The sequence below is a fragment of the Comamonas sp. C24C genome, assembly GCF_053345995.1.
In genome coordinates, this window is the sequence record NZ_JBKFBC010000012.1 from 72,284 (window position 1) to 90,310 (window position 18,027).

Below are 18,027 nucleotides of genomic sequence, written 5' to 3' on the forward strand. Positions count from 1 at the left end.
ATTTGCGCCGGCGTCACATCACCCTTCTGGCGGCCCCAACGCAAGCGCATGTAATTGACCAGATCAGCCATGTCTTCATGGCTGAGCTGATCGGCAAAGCCGGGCATGGCCTGCATGCGCTCGCCATGGGCCAGATCACGCTCGGGCAGGCCTTCGCGGATCACGCGCACCAGATTCAGCGGCGTAGGGAACATGGCCGTGGTGTTGGTATCGAGTCGCAGCGAGGAATGTGGCTGGCCCTGGCCATCGACGCCATGGCAGCCTGCGCACAGACCGATATAGACGCGCTCGCCGTTGGCAGAGACCTGGGTCTGAGGCGCTTCGGTGGCGAGCCTCGGCGTGGGCTTCTCACCCTGCATCAGATAGGCAGCCATGTCCTTGAGATCGGCCTCGGTCATGTGCGAGCTGGAGTGCTGCAGCACGGGGAACATGCCCATGGTCATCACGCCCTGGGGCGAGAGGCCGGTGCGCAGAAACTGCACCAGATCCTGCTCGCTCCAGCCGCGTGCGGCCAACGATTTGGGGCGTAGGTCGGGGGCGTAGGCGCCTTCGATCACATTGCCTGCCAGCGACTGCTTGAGGTCCATGGCAAAGCTGGCGGTACGCGGGGTGTGGCATTCGCCGCAGTGGCCCAGCGTGTTGACCAGATAGGCACCACGATCCAGCGAGTTGGCGGCCTCAGGTGCACCGCCGGCGTGTTGCTCACCCGAGGGGCGCTCCAGCGCATTCCATAGCGCCAGACCGGGACGGATGCTGAACGGAAAGTTCATCTCCGGCGAACGGTTGGCTACTTCCACGGCGCTCTGGGCCTGCAGCCAGACCCAGAGCGCATCGACATCGGCGCGCGTGATGTCGTGATAGCTGGCGTAGGGCATGGCGGGATAGAGGTTCTTGCGCCCCGGTGCCATGCCGCGCGCCACGGCGCGGTAGAGATCGTCGGCCGACCACTTGCCTATGCCGTGCTCCCTGGAGGGCGAGATATTCGTGCCGTACAAGGTGCCCATGGGCGTGACCATGGCCATGCCTCCGGCCAGCTCGGCGCCCGTGGTGGGCGAGCTGTGGCAGGCCGCGCAGTCGGCAGCGCGAAACACCTGCAGACCCCGATCGAACAGCTTTTGCTTTTGTTCGGCGCTGATGTTGGCAAAGTCCACCGTGGCAGGCGGCACGCTGCCGCTGGAACTGCCCGCGATATACATGCCGCCCAGCACCACCACAGCCGCGGCGGCAATGCCTGCGGCGATCCTGGTGAGTTTGCTGCGTTGAGCTTTATCCATGACGGCTGACCTCACGCGTACGCTGGCCCGTGGTCAGGCCCGGCGTGGCCAAGATCAGGTCGCGCACAGCGTGGTAGTAGCGCACATAGCCGGTGCAGCGGCAGATATGCTTGTCCAGCGCAGCTTCCACGGCTTCTTCCACGGCGTTGGCATCCACGGGCATGGCCTGCAGCTGCTCCATCAGCACGGTGGCCGAGTTCACAAAACCCGGTGTGCAATAGCCGCACTGAAACGAGAAATGCTCCAGAAACGCCTTTTGCACGGCAGAAGCCGTGATCCGGCCGGTGTCATCGGTGCTGGCCGCACCTTCGATGGTGCGCAGGCTTTTGCCATTGAGCCAGGCCACGCCGGTCACGCAGGCGGGCACGGTGTGCGGGCCCTTGCCGGGTTCGTCCACGATGATGGTGCAGGCGCGGCACACACCCTGGCCGCAGCCCAGGCGGGTGCCCGTCAGGCCCTGGTACTCCTGCAAAAACTCGATCATCATCAGGTCCTTGGGCAGCTCATGCGGACCGGTTTTCTGGCCGTTGATGGTGGCGGAGAACTGGATACGTTGCTGCATCACAATGCCTTCTTGATTCGTTCCGCGCTCAGCGGCAGTTGATAGAAACGCTTGCCGGTGGCGTGGGCCACGGCGTTGGCGCAGGCAGCGACGACGGGGATCATCACCACTTCGGCCATGCCCTTGGGCGGGTCGGTGCGCGAGACCGAAGGCAGCACATGGCCCTCGGCCGTCCACACGGCCAGCTCGCTGGCGCGCGGCAGGTGGTAGCGGTTGAAGCTCCAGGTGCCGTTGCCGGGGCCGCTCGGTCCCAGGGGCAGCTCTTCGTACAAAGCGTGGCCGATACCCATGGCCACGCCGCCCTGCAACTGACCAGAGACCAGCTCGGGCACGATTTGCGAGCCGCATTCCAGCCAGGTCTTGTGCCCCAGCAAGCTCACCTTGCCGGTGCCCGTGGATACGGCCAGCTCCACCAGCGTGGCGCAAGGCGCGTAATACACCGCGCCCGCCGCCAGACGGTGCACCGGCGGATAGCTGACCTTGACGCGCGGCTGGAAGGCATAGCCGGCGCTGTCCATCGCGGCCTTTTGGGCCGCATCGGCACCATTGCCAAAGCGAACGGACAGCGCATCAATCTCGGCGGCAAAGCGCTTGCCGCCCAGCTCGAACTCGGCACTGGCCCAGGAGCGGCGGTTGAAGGTGTGGACGCAGACACCGGTGACCAGGCCCAGCTCATGGGCGCGTGCGGCCAGGCGCTCCAGCGTCAAGGGCTCCATGGCTCCGGCCACCAGCTTGCCGTCCTTCCACTCGGCTTCATCGAGCGAGACCGGCATGCCCTGCAGCGGCCCGCCAAACGGGTTGCCCCAGATCGACAGAGCCGCAGGCCACAGACCATGGGCCAGCAACAGCTTGGCGGCCTGGCGCGTGGTGTGGGTGAAGTAGTAGGCCGAATTGGAGGCCGATTGCGGCGAGGTGAAGCTGGGTACCCAGTACGGGTCCTGCGACTGGCGATCCTCATCGGCCTGGGGCGTGGAGTTGGGTTGCTCCTGCGTGTGCACGGGCATCTCGGGCCATTTCTGCGCCGCAAACTCCACCTCGTCCACAGGGCGGCCGAGAAAGGGCTCTGCCGCCAGCATCTGCGCCGTGGTGGTGCCGGTGCCGATTTCTGCCGTGATGTGCTTCATCTTGAGCTTGCCTTCGGGCGATAGCTCGATCAATGCCAGCGCGGCTTCGCCGGCGGTACCAAAGCTTTTTTGCACCGAGGCAAAACCCACGCCGTAGCGCATGCCGGGATGGGCGGCCTCGTACTCGGCCTTGCGTTGGGCACGGTTCACCCACACCGGATCCTTGGCGGCCAGAGCCAGAATCTCGCCGATGCGCAACTGGCCCGCAGGCACGGCGCCCTGGGTGTTGCGCAAACCTGTACGCAGCATGTTCTTCTGGCGAAGCGCGATGGCATCCATGCCAATCTGCTCGGCAATTTCATCGACCAGCATTTCGGTCGGAGCCATGGACTGCAGCGTGCCGTAGCCGCGCACCGACCCCGCCGTGACCTCGCTGCTGGGGAAGACGGCCACCGACAGATCGCTCTTGGGAAAGTAGTACACCGACTGCGAGGAAGCGACGCCGAGCGTTCCCACCGAAGGGCTGAAGTTCATGGTGCCGCCGCCATCGCCGCGCATGTCCACCGAGAAGGCCTGGAACTGTCCCTCTGCATCCACGGCAATCGTGGTCTTGAGGTCGAAAGGGTGGCGCTTGAGCGCGAACTGGAAATGCTGCCAGCGATCCAGCGCCAGCCGCACCGGGCGGCCTTGCGCATACAGCGCCGCCAGACCCACATAGAAAGGAAAGGAGTGATGCTCCTTCTGCCCGTAGCCCACGGTGTAGGCGCTCAGGTAATCCATTTCCTTGAGCGCAAAGCGGCTGGCCTTGACCATGCCGACCACATGGCCCGCTGTGGCGTAGGGCGCCTGGGTGGCGCCCACCATATGCATCACGCCCCTGCTCTCTTCATACCAGGCCAGACCGTTTTCGGGCTCCAGAGCTGCGGGCTCCATGGACTGGCTATGGTAGTCGCGGGAAAAGACCTGGGTGCCCTCGGGCGGCTGCCTGAGCAGCTGCTGGATCTGGGCCGAATACTGCATGGCCTTGCCATGCTTGGGATCGTCTGCGCCAGGCCATTGCACCTCGGGGCCGGTCAGCTGTGGGCGCACGATACCGTTGTACAAAGGCGCGTACAGATCGGGCTCGTCGTGCTTGTCGGCTCCCATGCGCACATAGCGCGCGGCCACATAGGGCTTGCGTTTGGGTGGTGTAGCGGCTGCGCCCCACTGGAAGATTCCGTCATTGAAACGCAGCAGGCGAACGGCTTCGCGGTAGCGCTCGTAGTCATGCCAGATCCCCATGGCCACAGGCTGACCCAGCATGGGCGAGACCTGGCCCTTGGGCAAGAAGTAGCTGCCGTAAAAACCCGGCTCGGGCATGTGCACGCCATCGGCCTCGGCGCGCTCGGCGTCCACCAGCACATCGGGGGCAAAGTCCTTGCCCAGCACGGACAGATCCAGACCTTCGTAAATGCGGTCGGCACGCGGAACCATGATCAAAAGCGCATAGGACTGCTTGTCGGGCCAGCCCGCCATGTCGCGCGCGCGCAGGTCGATGGCAAACAGCTTCTGGCCCGTGACCTTGGCCATGCCGTCGCGGCGGTAGCGCAGCCGGCCGCCGTCCATCCAGGCAGCGTCCTGAGCGCTTGCCGGCTCGACCATCTGCGCCAGCGCCTGCTCCAGCGGGCGCACTCCGGCAAGCACTCCCAGGGCGGCTGCAGCCTTCAAAAAGCTGCGCCGGCTCAAATCCGATTTGGGCACATTCATTCTCCAGTGAGCAAACCGAAGCGGCGGCAGGCCAGCACCCCGGTCGCAATTGACTCGCAGCGCTGCCCGACAACCAGGGCAACGCTCGGATATCTGCACATCGGCCGGCACTGCGGTCGGCCGGCATGGCGATATCGCTTTCAAAAAGAAAATCGATTTGGTATCTTGATTGCTTCAATCTTCTTTATGAATAATTGATGCAAAGCCAAAATAACCAAATCGATTTGAGCAAAGTAAAGTATACAAAAACTTCTGCAATGCCTGCCGCGCGCTTCGCAATGACCGCCCGCACTCTTGAGGAATTCCATGGCCGACACGCCCAGCCAACGCATCACCATCTCCGACGTGGCCCGCGAGGCCGGTGTTTCACGCACCACGGTCTCGCACGCGCTCAATGGTCGCGGTCAGGTCGACCCGGCCACACGCCTGAAGGTGATGGAGGCTGCGCGCAGCCTCGGCTACCGGCCCAATCGTCATGCGCAGCGCCTGCGCACAGGCGGCGCCAGCATGATTGCGCTGATGTCGTCCATGCCATTCACGGTCTCGGGCGGCCCCTCGCGACTGGGGTTCTTCATGGAAGTGGCAGCTGTCGCGGCCTCGTCGGCGCTTGAACGCGGCCTGGTCATGGCGCTGGTTCCGCCACACCGACCCGGCCAGACTTCGCTGAACCTGCTCGATATCGACGGCGCCCTGGTCATAGAGCCGCAGGCCGGCGACCCCCAGCTGGCAGAGCTGCTGCAGCAAGGCCTGCCGGTGGTGTCCATCGGCCGCCCGGGTGGCGACAATGTCAACGTGCCCTATGTCGATCTGCTGTCGGGTCCGGCCACGCAGATGCTGCTCACGCATATGCTGGCGGCCGGAGCCAGGCAAATCGGGCTGGTGGTCGGCGCCTCGGAGCGCACCTCCTACAGCCAGGCCGAGCAGGCCTATGCCGCCATGGCGGCAGGCCATGGCATGCAGCCCGTGGTGCTGCGCATGGACGAAGCCGAGGGCGAGGACGGCGGCCATGCCGCAGCCCAGCAGTTGCTGGGCGAACACCCCGAGCTCGATGCCCTCTTGGTCATGGTCGATGCCTTTGCCGTGGGCGCTGCCCGCTACGCCCAGCAGGCAGGCCTGCGCATTCCCGAAGACCTGATGCTGGCCACGCGCTATGACGGCCTGCGTGCGCGCAGTTGCGAGCCGCCACTGACGGCACTGGACCTGCATCTGGAAGACATCGCCCAGCAGGCGGTCGATCTGCTGTTCGAGCATCTGCGCGGCGACACCACGCGGCGCATGGCCACCGGACCTTTGCCGGCCCTGGCGCTGCGCCGCTCCACGCAAAGAAAGCCCGGTTGAATCACTTCAACCGGGCTTTCAATCGTCGGGACCCAGGCTATCGACGCTTGTGAAGACGGCTACTGCGCCGCTCCAAAGTCACGTCGTCACGCTGCGGCATATTGCCGAAACACTTCGTCGAGGCCTGCAATCCATTCCTGCTTCTGCGCCTCGCTGGCAAAGCTCGCTTCCAGGCTGTTGCGCGCCAGCTGATAGGCCTCTGGCGCGCCCATGCCTGTGGCGGCAAATAGCTGGGTGTAGTTCTCGTTGACATAGCCGCCGAAATAGGCAGGGTCGTCCGAGTTGATCATGACCTTGAGCCCTGCTGCCAGAAGGCGCGGCAGATTGTGATCGGCCAGATCCTTGATCACGCAGAGCTTGAGATTCGACAAGGGGCAGACCGTCAGCGGAATCTGCTCCTTGATCAGCCTCTGCATCAGCAGCGCATCCTGCTCGGACTGCACGCCATGGTCGATGCGCTCCACGTTCAGCACATCCAGTGCGCCCCAGATATAGGCGGGAGGTCCCTCCTCTCCCGCATGGGCCACCAGACGCAGACCCAGCTGCTTGCAGCGTTCAAACACGCGGGCGAACTTCTCGGGTGGATTGCCCAGCTCGCTGCTGTCCAGCCCCACGCCGATAAAGCGATCACGCAGCGGAAGCGCGGCCTCCAGCGTCTGCAGGGCGCTTTCCTCGCTCAGATGGCGCAGAAAGCTCAGGATCAGCGAGGAGGAAATGCCCTGCTCGATCTGCGCGTCGCGGCAGGCGCGGTAAAGACCGTTGATGACGGTCTCCATCGCCACGCCCCGCTCGGTATGGGTCTGCGGGTCGAAGAAGATTTCCGTGTGCACCACATTGTCGGCCACGGCACGATCCAGATAGGCGCGCGCCATGTCGTAGAAATCTTGCTCATGCAGCAGCACGCTGGCACCCGCGTAATAGATGTCCAGAAAGCTCTGCAGATCGGTGAATGCATAGGCCGCGCGCAGAGCTTCCACGCTGTCATAGGCCAGAGGTATCTGGTTGCGCTGCGCCAGCGCAAAAATCAGTTCGGGCTCCAGCGAGCCCTCGATATGCATATGCAGCTCGGCCTTGGGCATGGCGCGCAGCAGCTCGGGCAGACGGGCAACATCTACAGCAGGCACGGTGTTCATCTTTATTCTCCTTGGCGCTGCGCGCCATTCAATGTCTAGCCTATCAAACCGGCACAGCTCAGGCCATATGGCCAGCCCCGACAGGTCTGCGACTTCGGTCTTGCCGCCGCAAGCCCGTCGCTCACCCGCATGGACGCCCATGCGGCAAAGCCTCTCAGGCCGGTCTCAGCAGGTTCCGAAGCCTATCGCCTGGGCCTTCAGGAAGCGGCGATAGGCCGACGACATGCGGTCGGCCGCCGAGTGCATTTCCGCACGTGGGTCCAGCGGCAGGGCCTTGGGCAGCTGCGACTCCAGCACCGGCTGGTCCTGGACAAAGATGGTGTGCTGGAAGGTCTGCAACTGCTCGTCGGTCGATTCGAAGTCCGCGACCGCCAGACGGAACCAGACGCGGCTGGTTTCGGGAGTGACGGGGCAGATGAACAGGCCGATCTGCTCGCGCCAGCCTTGCTTGGAGCTGCCCTCTTCGGGAATCTTGGTCAGCACTGCGGTATAGGCTGCGGTCACCTCGTAGGTGTACTCCACCTCGGCCGCCTGGGTGGAATGCAGATTGGACTGGGGTTGCACGGCCTTGCAACCCGTCGCCAGCACGCCGGTGGCGGTAGTCTCCACCTTGTAGGCGGCAATGGCCGTGGCGTCACGGCTGCCCAGCCAGCCTTCGTGCACAAAGCCGAAGTGGGACATGTCAAGGAAGTTCTCGATGATGCGCGGTGCACTGGCTGCCACATCGTAGGGCCCGCAGTTCACCTTGCGCAGATGCTGGTCCGTTTCGGCCGCAAACACAGGCAGTTGGCTATCGGAAGGCTCAAGTCGCACCCAGATCAGGCCATAAGCTTCCTGCACCTCGAAGGCCTGCACGCGCTGCGATGCAGGGGGCGTGAAATCGGGCACGGCGGGCACTTTCACGCACTGGCCTCCCGATGAGAATTGCCAGCCGTGATAAGGGCATTCCAGATGCCCGTTTTCCACACGCCCCATGGACAGGCGTGCACCGCGATGCGGGCAGCGGTCCACAAAGGACTGAACCAGTCCCTCGGCATTGCGCCACAGCACCAGCGGCTGTTCCAGCAGCAGCACGGAAAACGGCGCGCTCACCACATCGGAGGATTGGGCAACAGGATGCCAGAGGGTACGTTCAGTCATGGGGATACTCGTCATTATCGAAATACAAAGGGCCGCTCTGCGGCGGCCCTGTCGCTGCAAGTCGTGTCTGGACGACTGTTAGCAGCCAACACTACGCGGCAAACCAGGGGTCTGCCTTGAAGACATGCGCCGCAAGCCGCAATCGGAGCGACAAGGCGGCGCGATGCCTGATCGGCAGTGCTTACTTGGCGTCGCCGCCGGGCACTTTGCCTTCCACGCCCTTGACGTAGAAATTGATGCCTTTGAGGAAGCCGTCGTCGGCAACCTTGTCGGCAGCGATCAGTTCCTTGCCGTCCTGGCCGGTGATTGGGCCCTTCCAGATGGTGAATGTACCTTCCTTCAGTCCCTTTTTCACGTCCTCAACCTTTGCCTTGATCTCGGCGGGAATATCGTCGGCCAGAGAAACAATGTCGATCACGCCTTCCTTGACGCCCCACCAGGTCTGGCGGCTGCTCCACTTGCCGTCCAGTGCGCTGCGCGTGGAGTCGATGTAGTAAGGCGCCCAGTTGATGATGGACGAGCCCAGGTGAGCCTTGGGGCCGTAGGCCGTCATGTCCGAATCCCAGCCGAAGGCACGCTTGCCTTTTTCCTCGGCCGTCTTCAGCACTGCTGGCGAATCGGTGTTCTGGAACAGGATGTCGGCACCGCCGTTGATCAGGCTGGTTGCAGCTTCGGTTTCCTTGGGAGGGCTGAACCATTCGTTGACCCAGACCACCTTGGTCTTGATCTTGGGATTCACGGACTGAGCACCCAGCGTGAAGCTGTTGATATTGCGAATGACTTCGGGAATCGGCACCGAACCCACCACACCCAGGGTGTTGGACTTGGTCATGCCGCCGGCAATGATGCCGGCCAGATAGGCGCCTTCGTATGTGCGGCTGTCATAGGTGCTGACATTGGCGGCGGTCTTGTAGCCGGTGGCGTGTTCCCACTTCACGTCGGCGAACTCGGGGGCCAGCTTCTGGATCACGTCCATATAGCCGAAGGTGGTACCAAACACCAGCTTGTTGCCCTGCGACGCCATGTCGCGCAGCACGCGCTCGGCATCTGCACCTTCGGGCACGCTCTCCACGTAGCTGGTCTTGATCTTGTCACCGAACTCTTTTTCCAGGGCCTTGCGGGCCTGGTCATGGGCAAAGGACCAGCCACCGTCGCCCACCGGGCCGACATAAGCAAAAGCAATCTTCAGAGGTTCCGGAGCTGCGGCGGCAGGAGCGGCAGCGGGGGCAGCAGCTGGCGCCGGTGCTTCTTCCTTCTTGCCGCAGCCCACGAGAGCGGCCGAGGCCACAGCCGTCAGTGCGGCGACCTTGATCAATGAACGCTTGTGCAAATCAGTCATTAAAGTTTCCTTGGAACAAAGAGTGAGGTTTGAAACCGGCAACAGCGCAGTACCTGGGATGCCGGTTACACCTTGGGCAATATATGCATAAACCGAGCCAAATTGCAGCCCGGTATCCTGAAAACGACAGCGCAAAAAGAAAGGCCCCTCGGGGCCTTTGATCGGACGTCGGTCAGGCGTCCCGCAAACAGCGCTTATTTGGCGCCGGGCACCTTGCCCTCGATACCGTTCACATAGAAGTTGATGCTGCGCAGCCAGGCGTCATCCGCCACCTTGCCGGCTTCCAGCAACTCCTTGCCGGTGTTGTCCTTGATGGGACCGGTCCAGACGGCGAAGGAGCCGTCCTTCAGGCCGGCGCGGGCCTTCTCGACCTTGTCCTTGATTTCCTGGGGCACGTCGTCGGCGATCTTCTTCAGATCGATGGCGCCTTCCTTCACGCCCCACCAGAAGTTGCCGGTCTGCCACTTGCCGGCCAGCGTGTCTTCCACCACCTTGCTGTAGTAGGGGGTCCAGTCGATCACGGCAGAGCCCAGGTGGGCCTTGGGTGCGAAGCCGCTCATATCGCCGTCCTTGCCGAAGGCACGGGCACCGCGCTCTTCGGCCGTCTTCAGCACGGCGGGAGAGTTGGTGTTCTGGTACATCACGTCCACGCCACCGTTGATCAGGCTGTTGGCAGCTTCGGATTCCTTGGGAGGAGCGAACCACTCGTTCACCCAGACCACCTTGGCCTTGATGGAGGGATCGATGCTCTGGGCGCCCAGCACAAAGCTGTTGATATTGCGCACCACTTCGGGAATGGGCACCGAAGCCACCACGCCCACGGTCTTGGTCTTGGTCATGGCGCCCGCCACGATACCTGCCAGATAAGCGCCTTCAAAGGTCTTGGTGTCGTAGACCGCCGCGTTGTCGGCCGTCTTGTAGCCGGTGGCGTGTTCGAACTTCACATCCTTGGCGTCAGCAGCGACCTTTTGCACAAAGTCCTGATAGCCGAAGCTGGTGGCAAAGACCAGCTTGTTGCCCTGGCCGATCATGTCGCGCATCACACGCTCGGCGTCGGCAGACTCGGGAACGCTCTCGACCATGGAAGTCTCGATCTTGTCACCGAACTTTTCCTGAATGGCTTTGCGACCCAGCTCGTGCTGATAGGTCCAGCCGCCGTCGCCGATGGGGCTCACATACATGAAGCCGATCTTGAGCTTGTCGGCAGCAGGTGCTGCCGCAGGTGCGGCGGCAGGCGCTGCAGGAGCCTCTTCCTTCTTGCCGCAAGCGGTCAGCACCGCCATGGAAACAGCCGACAGGCCGATCATCTTGATCAGAGCGCGTTTGCCCAGAGTCGTCATTGGAGTTGTCCTCTCGTTATTTTTGAAAAGCGGATTGCACCACATTTGGGCATCACGCTCCAGGGTAGAAGGGTTTTCCCAGGGAAGCCGGCATATTGGCCCGAATCCAGGTCGGATTACGCGAGATCAGCACCAGCACCACGATGGTGGCCAGATAAGGCAGCATGGACAGAATCTGGCTGGGCACCTGAACCCCCGTGGCCTGCAGATGGAACTGCAGCATGGTCACTCCGCCAAACAGATAGGCGCCCAGCAGGACGCGGGCCGGCCGCCAGGTCGCAAATGTCGTCAGCGCCAGAGCAATCCAGCCTCGACCCGACACCATGTTCTCCACCCACAACGGCGTGTAGACCACGGAGATGAAGGCGCCCGCCAGACCGCACATGGCTCCGCCAAACATCACGGCCATCAGACGAATGCGTCGCACGGGGTAGCCCAGGGCATGGGCTGACGAGGGCGACTCGCCGACCGAGCGCAACACCAGGCCCGCACGCGTGCGGTACAGAAACCAGACCATCAGGGCGGCCAGCACGATGGCACCGTATACCAGCGGGTGCAGCGTGAACAGGGCCGGGCCCACGACCGGCAGATCTGCCAGGCCGGGAATCGAGTACTTGGGCAGCTCGGGCAGCTTGGCCTGTACATAGCCCAGGCCCACAAATGCCGAGAAGCCCGCGCCGAACAGCGACAGCGCAAGACCGGTTGCGTACTGGTTGGTGTTGAACCAGATCACCAGCCCGCCAAAGATGGCGGCCAGCAAGGCCCCGGCCAGCATGCCCGCGCCAAAGCCCATCCAGGTATTGCCGGTGTGCACGGTAGCGGCAAAGCCGGCAATGGCGGCGCAAAGCATCATGCCTTCGGCGCCGAGATTGACGATCCCCGATTTTTCATTGATCAGCAGGCCCAGGGCCGCCAGCGCCAGAACAGTACCGGCGCTGAGGGTGGAGCCCAGCAGCAGTGCATAGGATTCCATGGATCAGGCTCCCTTCACTGCAGAAATGGCACCGCCGACCTTTTTCGCCACCCAGCGGATGCGATAGGCCACCAAAGTGTCGCAAGCCAGCAGCGCGAACAGCAGCAGTCCCTGGAAGACGCCGGTCAGCGCCTTGGGCAGGCCCAGACGCGACTGCGCCAGCTCGCCACCGATATAAAACATGCTCATGAGAATGGCCGAGAAAATCATGCCCACAGGATGCAGGCGCCCCACAAAGGCCACGATGATGGCCGCAAAGCCGTAGCCAGCGGGCACATAGGGCGTGAGCTGACCCAGGGGGCCAGCGACTTCCAGCGCCCCCGCCAGACCGGCTGTAGCGCCGGAAATCAGCAGCGCCGTCCACAGCGCCTTGCGCGAGGAAAAACCGGCATAGCGTGCCGCCGACGGCGCCAGGCCGCCGACCTGCAGCGCGAAGCCGGCGCGCGTGCGAAACAGGAATGCCCACAGCAGACCGGCACCCAGCAGCGAGATGATGACGCCGATGTTCATGCGCATGCCCTGCACCAGCCGAGGAATCTGCGTGACGCGCTCGAAGCTCTTGGTCTGCGGGAAGTTGTAGCCCATGGGGTCCTTCCAGGGACCGTAGACCAGATAGCCCAGCACCAGCGTGGCCACATAGACCAGCATCAGGCTGACCAGGATTTCGTTGGCGTTGAAGCGGTCGCGCAGCAAGGCGACGATGCCCGCCCAGACCATGCCGCCCAGCATGCCGGCGATCAGGATGGCCGGCACGATCCAGGGCCCTGTGGTCTTGTCGGCCAGCAAGGCAATGCCGCCCGCAGCCACCGCACCGATGACGAACTGGCCTTCGGCACCGATATTCCAGACATTGGAGCGAAAGCATACGGCCAGCCCCAGCGCGATCAGCAGCAGAGGCGTGGCCTTCACGGCCAGCTCGCCCAGGGCATAGCCCGATTTGATGGGTTCCCAGAAAAAGGCCTGCAAGCCCTTGACCGGATCCTTGCCCAGCAGCGCGAACAGGCAGACCCCGACCAGCACGGTGATCAGCAATGCCAGAATCGGCGAGCCATAAGTCCAGAATCTGGATGCCTGGGGACGTTGTTCCAGCTTAAGCATGGGCACCTCCCTGCACCGCCGCCGCATCCCACAGGCCGCTCATCCATTCGCCAATCTGCTGCACCGTGGCAGCCGCTCTATCCACCGAAGGACTCAGGCGGCCCTTGGCCACCACATGCAGGCGGTCACAAATCTCAAACAACTCGTCCAACTCCTCACTGACCACCAGCACGGCGCAACCCTGGTCGCGCAGCTTGAGAATCTCGCCCCGAATCTGCGCCGCAGCCCCCACATCCACCCCCCAGGTGGGCTGAGAGATGATGAGCAGACGCGGCTTGGCATCGATTTCACGACCCACGATGAACTTCTGCAGATTGCCGCCCGACAGCGACTGCGCAGCCGAGTTTGGACCGCCGGCCTTGACGTTGAAGCGGCCGATGATGTCTCGCGCCTGCGCCTGCAGCGCCGCCATGCGAATCCAGCCACCCTTGCCAACTGCGGTCTTGCGCGTCAGCAACAGGTTGTGGGCCAGGCCCATGCTGGGCACGGCTCCGCGCCCCAGACGCTCTTCGGGCACAAAATGCAGGCCCATGCCACGGCGCCGACTAGGCCCCATGCGTCCAACGCCCTTGCCCATCAACTGCACGGCCTCTGCCTCGGAACGTGTGTCCTCGCCGGACAGTGCATACATCAGCTCTTTCTGGCCGTTGCCGGAGACGCCTGCAATACCGACGACTTCACCCGCACGCACCTGCAGCGCAATGCTCTGCAGATCGACACCGAAGGGGTCCTGGCTCCTGAGCGACAGCCCCTGCACACGCAGCACGGTATCGCCGGTATTCGCCGTGCGGTGCTCCAGCTCCGGCGGCTCCGAGCCGATCATCATGCGCGACAGCGAAGCATTGGTCTCGTTGGCCGGGTTGCACTCCCCCGTCACCACACCGCCGCGCAGCACCGTACAGGCCGTGCACAGCGAGCGGATTTCATGCAGCTTGTGGCTGATATAGAGGATGGAGCAGCCTTCCGCAGCCAGGCGGCGCAGCACCACAAACAGCATCTCCACCGCCTGGGGCGTGAGCACCGAGGTGGGTTCGTCCAGAATCAGCACCCGGGGATTGGTCAGCAGGGCACGGATGATTTCCACACGCTGCATTTCGCCGACGGAAAGCGTATGCACGGGGCGATGCGGGTCAACTTCCAGACCGTAATCGCGGGCCGTGGCCTGAATGTTCTCGATCACCTTGGCCAGTGCAATGCTCTTGTCCAGGCCCAGCCAGACGTTCTCTGCCACGGTCAGCGTATCGAACAGGCTGAAATGCTGGAACACCATGGCAATGCCCAGTGCCCGGGCTTCCTGCGGGTTGCGGATCTGCACCGGCTTGCCGTCGACCAGGATGGCGCCCTCGTCAGGCTTGACTGCACCATAGATGATCTTCATCAGCGTGGACTTGCCAGCGCCGTTTTCGCCCAGGATGGCGTGGATCTCGCCGGGCTTGACTTTCAGCGATACCTTGCTATTCGCAACCACAGCCGGGTACTGCTTGGTAATACCCTCCAGCTGCAAGCGCGCAGGCGCACTCGCAGAGGGGGAATGTGTCGGGGGGGGATTCATCGCTGGATTGTCTCTCAATTCAAATAACAAATTGACTCAAACAGGCTCTATGCGCTGAACAGGAATACGATACAAGCTATTGATTTCGCAGCGTTAGTGCAACATTGCGAACCACCTCTCGCAGCCAGCGTGTGGCGGCACCAGCATGCGAACGCGCATGCCAGAGCTGGTAATAGACCAACGGGGGGAATTCCACAGGGCAAGGCAATATGGCCAGGGACAGACGTTCGCTGAAACGCTCGCAGAACAATCTGCCCGAGGTCATGACAAGCAAGCTTGATGCCACCATGTCGGGTATCAGACTGAAATGCGCGCAGCGCGCCACCACCTGGCGACTCAGACCCATGCCCGCCAACTGCTCGTCTATCACGCCCAGGGCACCGGGATAGGCCGGGGTTGGCGCAATGTGCTCGGCCTCCAGCCATTGCTGTACATCCCAGCCCCTGCGCATTGCCGGATGCTTGGGACTGACCAGGCAGACCACCTCGTCCTCGAACAGCTTGGCCATGTGCAGACCTTCCGGAGGCTGCGGCCAGTTGCCGATGACCACATCGATCTCGCCATCGGCCAGCTGCCCCTCGTAATGCGCCTCGGCGCTCAGCGGCAGAAAGTCCACCGGACAATGCGGGGCCTGCGCTTTCATCGCCGACATCAGCCGCGGCAGGAACTGGGGATCCAGATAGTCGCTGGCCGCAATACGGAAAGTACGCGTGGAGGTGCGCGGGTCAAAATGCCGCGCATCGCTGAACAATCCTTCGGCGGCACGCAGAATGTCTGCCGAAGGCTGGACCATGCGCAGACCCACATCGGTAGGCTGCATCTGTGCCCCGGACCGCACCAGCAGAGGATCGCCCGCCAGTTCGCGCAGACGCCGCAGGGCCGCCGACACCGCCGGCTGGTGCATGCCCAGCCGCAGGGCCGCCCTGGAGACGCTGCGCTCCGTCAGCACCGTGTGCAGCACCCTGATCAGGTGCAAATCTATCTTGTCGAACAAGGTCTGGTCGCGCATAGGTCACGGCCATCCGGGCACTTGGCACGGCCAGCCTCATCCATTTTGTATACAAAGCAGCCGCAGAGCGTAACTCAGTCAGCCCCTTTGAGCAGCCAAGGGATTGCCCTCTAAGCCGTCATATCTGCCTTGAATTCAGCATGCTCAATCCGGCTCAGACCGCCGCCGTCATCACTTCCACGCGGTTGCGCCCCTTGCGCTTGGCGGCATAGCAGGCCATGTCGGCCCCCTTGAAGGCGCTGGCCGCGGTGTGGTAGCTGGCATCCAGCAGCAACATGCCGATGCTGGCACTCAACATATAGCGCTGCCCCTGGTAGGAGCCCTCCCAGTCCTGGATAGCCATGCACAGCAGTTGCGCATGGCGCATTCCTTCTTCCCGGCTGATTCCGGCCATGAGAATCGCAAATTCATCGCCCCCCACCCTGGCGACCCAGCCATGAGGGCGCACCGTGGACTCGATCAACCGGGCGATATGACCGAGCACCTCGTCGCCCACCTCGCGCCCTCCCTGACGATTGACCTGGGAAAAGTGGTCCAGATCCACATACAGCACGATGCCATGCACCATGGGTTCGCTCTGCGAGCGCGCGATCGCATTCGCACGCCCCATGCTTTCCAGATAATCGCGGCTCGTATATTCCTGCAGCCATTCCTTGAGCCGCAGGGCGAAAGCCGTGCGGTTGGGCAGGCGCGTCAAGGGATCGTGCATGGCTTTCCAGCTCGATTGCTCGCGCAACTGGCGCTGAGTGGTCACATCCTCAAGCTCCCAGACCAGATATTGTCCATCCAGCGCCTTTCCCGACTGTTCCCAGGCCCGGTGCATGCGCAGCATGCTCTGACCGTGAATTCGCACCCATATCGGCCTTGAATCTTTGCGCATCAGGCAGACTTCGCCATCAAACTGTCCGTAGGTATCCAGTGCCCGCCGGACCCGCCCCATCAAATCCTCATAGTCGGCCTCGCTGGCACACAGGTCACGCACGGCCAGGCCCTGCATTTCCCGAGGCTGATAGCCCAATACCCTGGCGGCCTGCATGCCCACACGCTGCACCGTGGAGCCATGCGTCACGATCAGCCCCACTGGCGCATAGTCCATCAAGGTCTGCAGCTGCATCTGCAGTTCACGCTCCTGCTCGCCATGCGCCTCGTATCCGCCACCCAGGGCCTGCAAGGCAGAGCGCAGAGTCTGGGCCTCTCCCCAGTCATGATCGGACAGGCCATGCCACCAGTTGGCGCCCCGGGTGGCCGAATCCATCTCCAACATCAGGCCACGTCGGGAAGCCCGCTCTGCCGAGCGAAACAAGGCCGTCAACGGATAGGCGATCAGGCAAAGCACCACACCCAGCAGTCCGGCCAATGCCAGCAAGGCCGTGGCCAGCCAGCCCATCATCCTGGCCGAGACTCCGGGCACCCATTCCTGAACATCGCTGACCTTCAGCAAAGTCCATTGCGCCCAGGGCAAGGGCATGGCGCTCCAGAGCTGGTTGTTTCTCTGCTCGCTGACTGCACCGGCCTGCGCCATCTTGAGCCAGGCCCGATCGATTCCTCCCGGCAGCACGGTATCGCCCGCAGCGGCCGGCAATTGCCACTGTCCCTTGCTGCTGAAAGCCAGCGGATGCAGATCGCGGTCAATCAGCAGCAACTGCCCCCCCGCTTCGGCAGAAGTGGATTCAAGCGAAAACAAGACCGACAAGGGTGCCCGGTAGCTGCCGCCAAGAATCCCCAACAGCTTGCCTTGCAGATCGCGCACCGGCACCACGTTCTGAAACTCCAGCTGCAGCCCTGCATCACCGGGACGTACCCAGGCCTGAGTAATGGGCTTGCCCTCTGCCAGCGAGCGCTTGAGCACTTCGCGCAGCGGCTCGTCGAGCTGCTCTGCGGAACGCGCCTGCTCCTGGCGCAGATTGACCAGCAACTGTCCCTTGCCATTGGCAAGCTGGATCTGCTCGTACTGCTGCGCCATGGAGGCGGGCTGCCTGAGCAAGGCCTCCAGAGACTCCTGGGAGTCGTGCATATGCCCCGCCAGCACAGCGGACAGAGCATGCAAGGGCTTTTGCTGCTGTTCGACCCGGAAGGCCAGCGAACGCGCCGCGTACTCCAATGCCTTGGTCTGCGCCGGCAAGGCTCCATCCGTGACGGCCCGGCGCAGGGAGTAGGCCACCCAGCCCGCAGCGCCGGCGCCGGCCAGCAGCACAGCGATCATGGCAACCAGCACCATGCTGCGCAGCATGGGCCCGGGCCCTCTGCGAACCCGGCCAGCATCTGCTGCGGCAGCAGCCTCCTCTGGCTGCGGCGGCGCAACCCAGGGCGGCTCTGATGGCAGTGAGAGGACAGCATCTGACATGGGCCTCAATATAGAGAGCCGCTGTCTGCAACCCAACGAGAGGAAACCCCGGAGGTTGTCGATAAATGCTACGCCGAGCGGCTTCAGTCAGCGCATTGCCAGACGTTGCGGGGGC

13 protein-coding genes are annotated in these 18,027 nt (G+C 63.1%); 1 reads left to right on the forward strand and 12 read right to left on the reverse strand.

Annotated features, from left to right (window positions below):
* From ACLBXN_RS20120 to ACLBXN_RS20130, 3 genes are all read right to left on the reverse strand, one after another.
* Positions 1 to 1,274 (reverse strand): c-type cytochrome (locus tag ACLBXN_RS20120; RefSeq protein ID WP_447613321.1); only part of this gene is annotated, 1,274 nt, incomplete at its 3' end.
* Positions 1,267 to 1,836 (reverse strand): (2Fe-2S)-binding protein, encoded by a 570-nt coding sequence (locus ACLBXN_RS20125; protein WP_447613322.1) that lies wholly within the window; start codon positions 1,834 to 1,836, stop codon positions 1,267 to 1,269. The genes ACLBXN_RS20125 and ACLBXN_RS20120, both read right to left, overlap by 8 nt.
* Complete coding sequence (locus tag ACLBXN_RS20130) at positions 1,836 to 4,646, reverse strand: xanthine dehydrogenase family protein molybdopterin-binding subunit (RefSeq protein WP_447613323.1); 2,811 nt, start codon at positions 4,644 to 4,646, stop codon at positions 1,836 to 1,838. Before ACLBXN_RS20130 ends, ACLBXN_RS20125 begins: the two co-directional genes overlap by 1 nt.
* A 306-nt stretch (positions 4,647 to 4,952) precedes the next feature.
* On the opposite strand from ACLBXN_RS20130, the gene ACLBXN_RS20135 reads away from it, so the two are divergent.
* Positions 4,953 to 5,984, forward strand: a complete 1,032-nt coding sequence (locus tag ACLBXN_RS20135) for a LacI family DNA-binding transcriptional regulator (RefSeq protein ID WP_447613324.1) — start codon at positions 4,953 to 4,955, stop codon at positions 5,982 to 5,984.
* A gap of 86 nt (positions 5,985 to 6,070) precedes the next feature.
* On the opposite strand, the gene ACLBXN_RS20140 is transcribed toward ACLBXN_RS20135, so the two are convergent.
* From ACLBXN_RS20140 to ACLBXN_RS20180, 9 genes are all read right to left on the reverse strand, one after another.
* Positions 6,071 to 7,117 carry an adenosine deaminase gene (locus tag ACLBXN_RS20140; RefSeq protein ID WP_211459443.1) on the reverse strand — a complete coding sequence of 349 codons (1,047 nt, stop codon included), beginning with the start codon at positions 7,115 to 7,117 and terminating at the stop codon, positions 6,071 to 6,073.
* Positions 7,118 to 7,282: 165 nt separating this feature from the next.
* A complete protein-coding gene (locus ACLBXN_RS20145) occupies positions 7,283 to 8,257 on the reverse strand; it encodes an aromatic ring-hydroxylating dioxygenase subunit alpha (protein WP_211459441.1) in 975 nt (324 codons plus the stop codon).
* 181 nt (positions 8,258 to 8,438) lie between these two features.
* Positions 8,439 to 9,596: a BMP family ABC transporter substrate-binding protein gene (locus tag ACLBXN_RS20150; RefSeq protein ID WP_003052487.1), complete on the reverse strand. Its 1,158-nt coding sequence runs from the start codon at positions 9,594 to 9,596 to the stop codon at positions 8,439 to 8,441.
* 194 nt (positions 9,597 to 9,790) lie between these two features.
* A complete protein-coding gene (locus ACLBXN_RS20155; RefSeq protein ID WP_043006985.1) occupies positions 9,791 to 10,936 on the reverse strand; it encodes a BMP family ABC transporter substrate-binding protein in 1,146 nt (381 codons plus the stop codon).
* Between the two features lie 52 nt (positions 10,937 to 10,988).
* On the reverse strand, positions 10,989 to 11,909 hold the full coding sequence (locus ACLBXN_RS20160) for an ABC transporter permease (protein ID WP_003052482.1): 921 nt from the start codon (positions 11,907 to 11,909) through the stop codon (positions 10,989 to 10,991).
* A 3-nt stretch (positions 11,910 to 11,912) separates the two neighbouring features.
* Positions 11,913 to 13,007: an ABC transporter permease gene (locus tag ACLBXN_RS20165; RefSeq protein WP_211459439.1), complete on the reverse strand. Its 1,095-nt coding sequence runs from the start codon at positions 13,005 to 13,007 to the stop codon at positions 11,913 to 11,915.
* Positions 13,000 to 14,559, reverse strand: a complete 1,560-nt coding sequence (locus ACLBXN_RS20170; RefSeq protein WP_447613325.1) for an ABC transporter ATP-binding protein — start codon at positions 14,557 to 14,559, stop codon at positions 13,000 to 13,002. The genes ACLBXN_RS20165 and ACLBXN_RS20170 overlap by 8 nt, the downstream gene beginning before the upstream one ends.
* Before the next feature lie 76 nt (positions 14,560 to 14,635).
* Positions 14,636 to 15,568 (reverse strand): LysR family transcriptional regulator, encoded by a 933-nt coding sequence (locus ACLBXN_RS20175; protein WP_447613326.1) that lies wholly within the window; start codon positions 15,566 to 15,568, stop codon positions 14,636 to 14,638.
* Positions 15,569 to 15,722: 154 nt separating this feature from the next.
* Entirely contained in the window at positions 15,723 to 17,798 is a 2,076-nt protein-coding gene (locus ACLBXN_RS20180) for a sensor domain-containing diguanylate cyclase (protein ID WP_447613327.1), read from the reverse strand.
* Positions 17,799 to 18,027: the final 229 nt, after the last annotated feature.

What these genes read in the sequence shown, in the direction of transcription:
- ACLBXN_RS20125 (WP_447613322.1), bottom strand. Translation starts at nt 1,836, where the DNA reads ATGCAGCAACGTATCCAGTTCTCCGCCACCATCAACGGCCAGAAAACC.
- ACLBXN_RS20130 (WP_447613323.1), bottom strand. Translation starts at nt 4,646, where the DNA reads ATGAATGTGCCCAAATCGGATTTGAGCCGGCGCAGCTTTTTGAAGGCT.
- ACLBXN_RS20135 (WP_447613324.1), top strand. Translation starts at nt 4,953, where the DNA reads ATGGCCGACACGCCCAGCCAACGCATCACCATCTCCGACGTGGCCCGC.
- ACLBXN_RS20140 (WP_211459443.1), bottom strand. Translation starts at nt 7,117, where the DNA reads ATGAACACCGTGCCTGCTGTAGATGTTGCCCGTCTGCCCGAGCTGCTG.
- ACLBXN_RS20145 (WP_211459441.1), bottom strand. Translation starts at nt 8,257, where the DNA reads ATGACTGAACGTACCCTCTGGCATCCTGTTGCCCAATCCTCCGATGTG.
- ACLBXN_RS20150 (WP_003052487.1), bottom strand. Translation starts at nt 9,596, where the DNA reads ATGACTGATTTGCACAAGCGTTCATTGATCAAGGTCGCCGCACTGACG.
- ACLBXN_RS20155 (WP_043006985.1), bottom strand. Translation starts at nt 10,936, where the DNA reads ATGACGACTCTGGGCAAACGCGCTCTGATCAAGATGATCGGCCTGTCG.
- ACLBXN_RS20160 (WP_003052482.1), bottom strand. Translation starts at nt 11,909, where the DNA reads ATGGAATCCTATGCACTGCTGCTGGGCTCCACCCTCAGCGCCGGTACT.
- ACLBXN_RS20165 (WP_211459439.1), bottom strand. Translation starts at nt 13,007, where the DNA reads ATGCTTAAGCTGGAACAACGTCCCCAGGCATCCAGATTCTGGACTTAT.
- ACLBXN_RS20170 (WP_447613325.1), bottom strand. Translation starts at nt 14,559, where the DNA reads ATGAATCCCCCCCCGACACATTCCCCCTCTGCGAGTGCGCCTGCGCGC.
- ACLBXN_RS20175 (WP_447613326.1), bottom strand. Translation starts at nt 15,568, where the DNA reads ATGCGCGACCAGACCTTGTTCGACAAGATAGATTTGCACCTGATCAGG.
- ACLBXN_RS20180 (WP_447613327.1), bottom strand. Translation starts at nt 17,798, where the DNA reads ATGCTGCGCAGCATGGTGCTGGTTGCCATGATCGCTGTGCTGCTGGCC.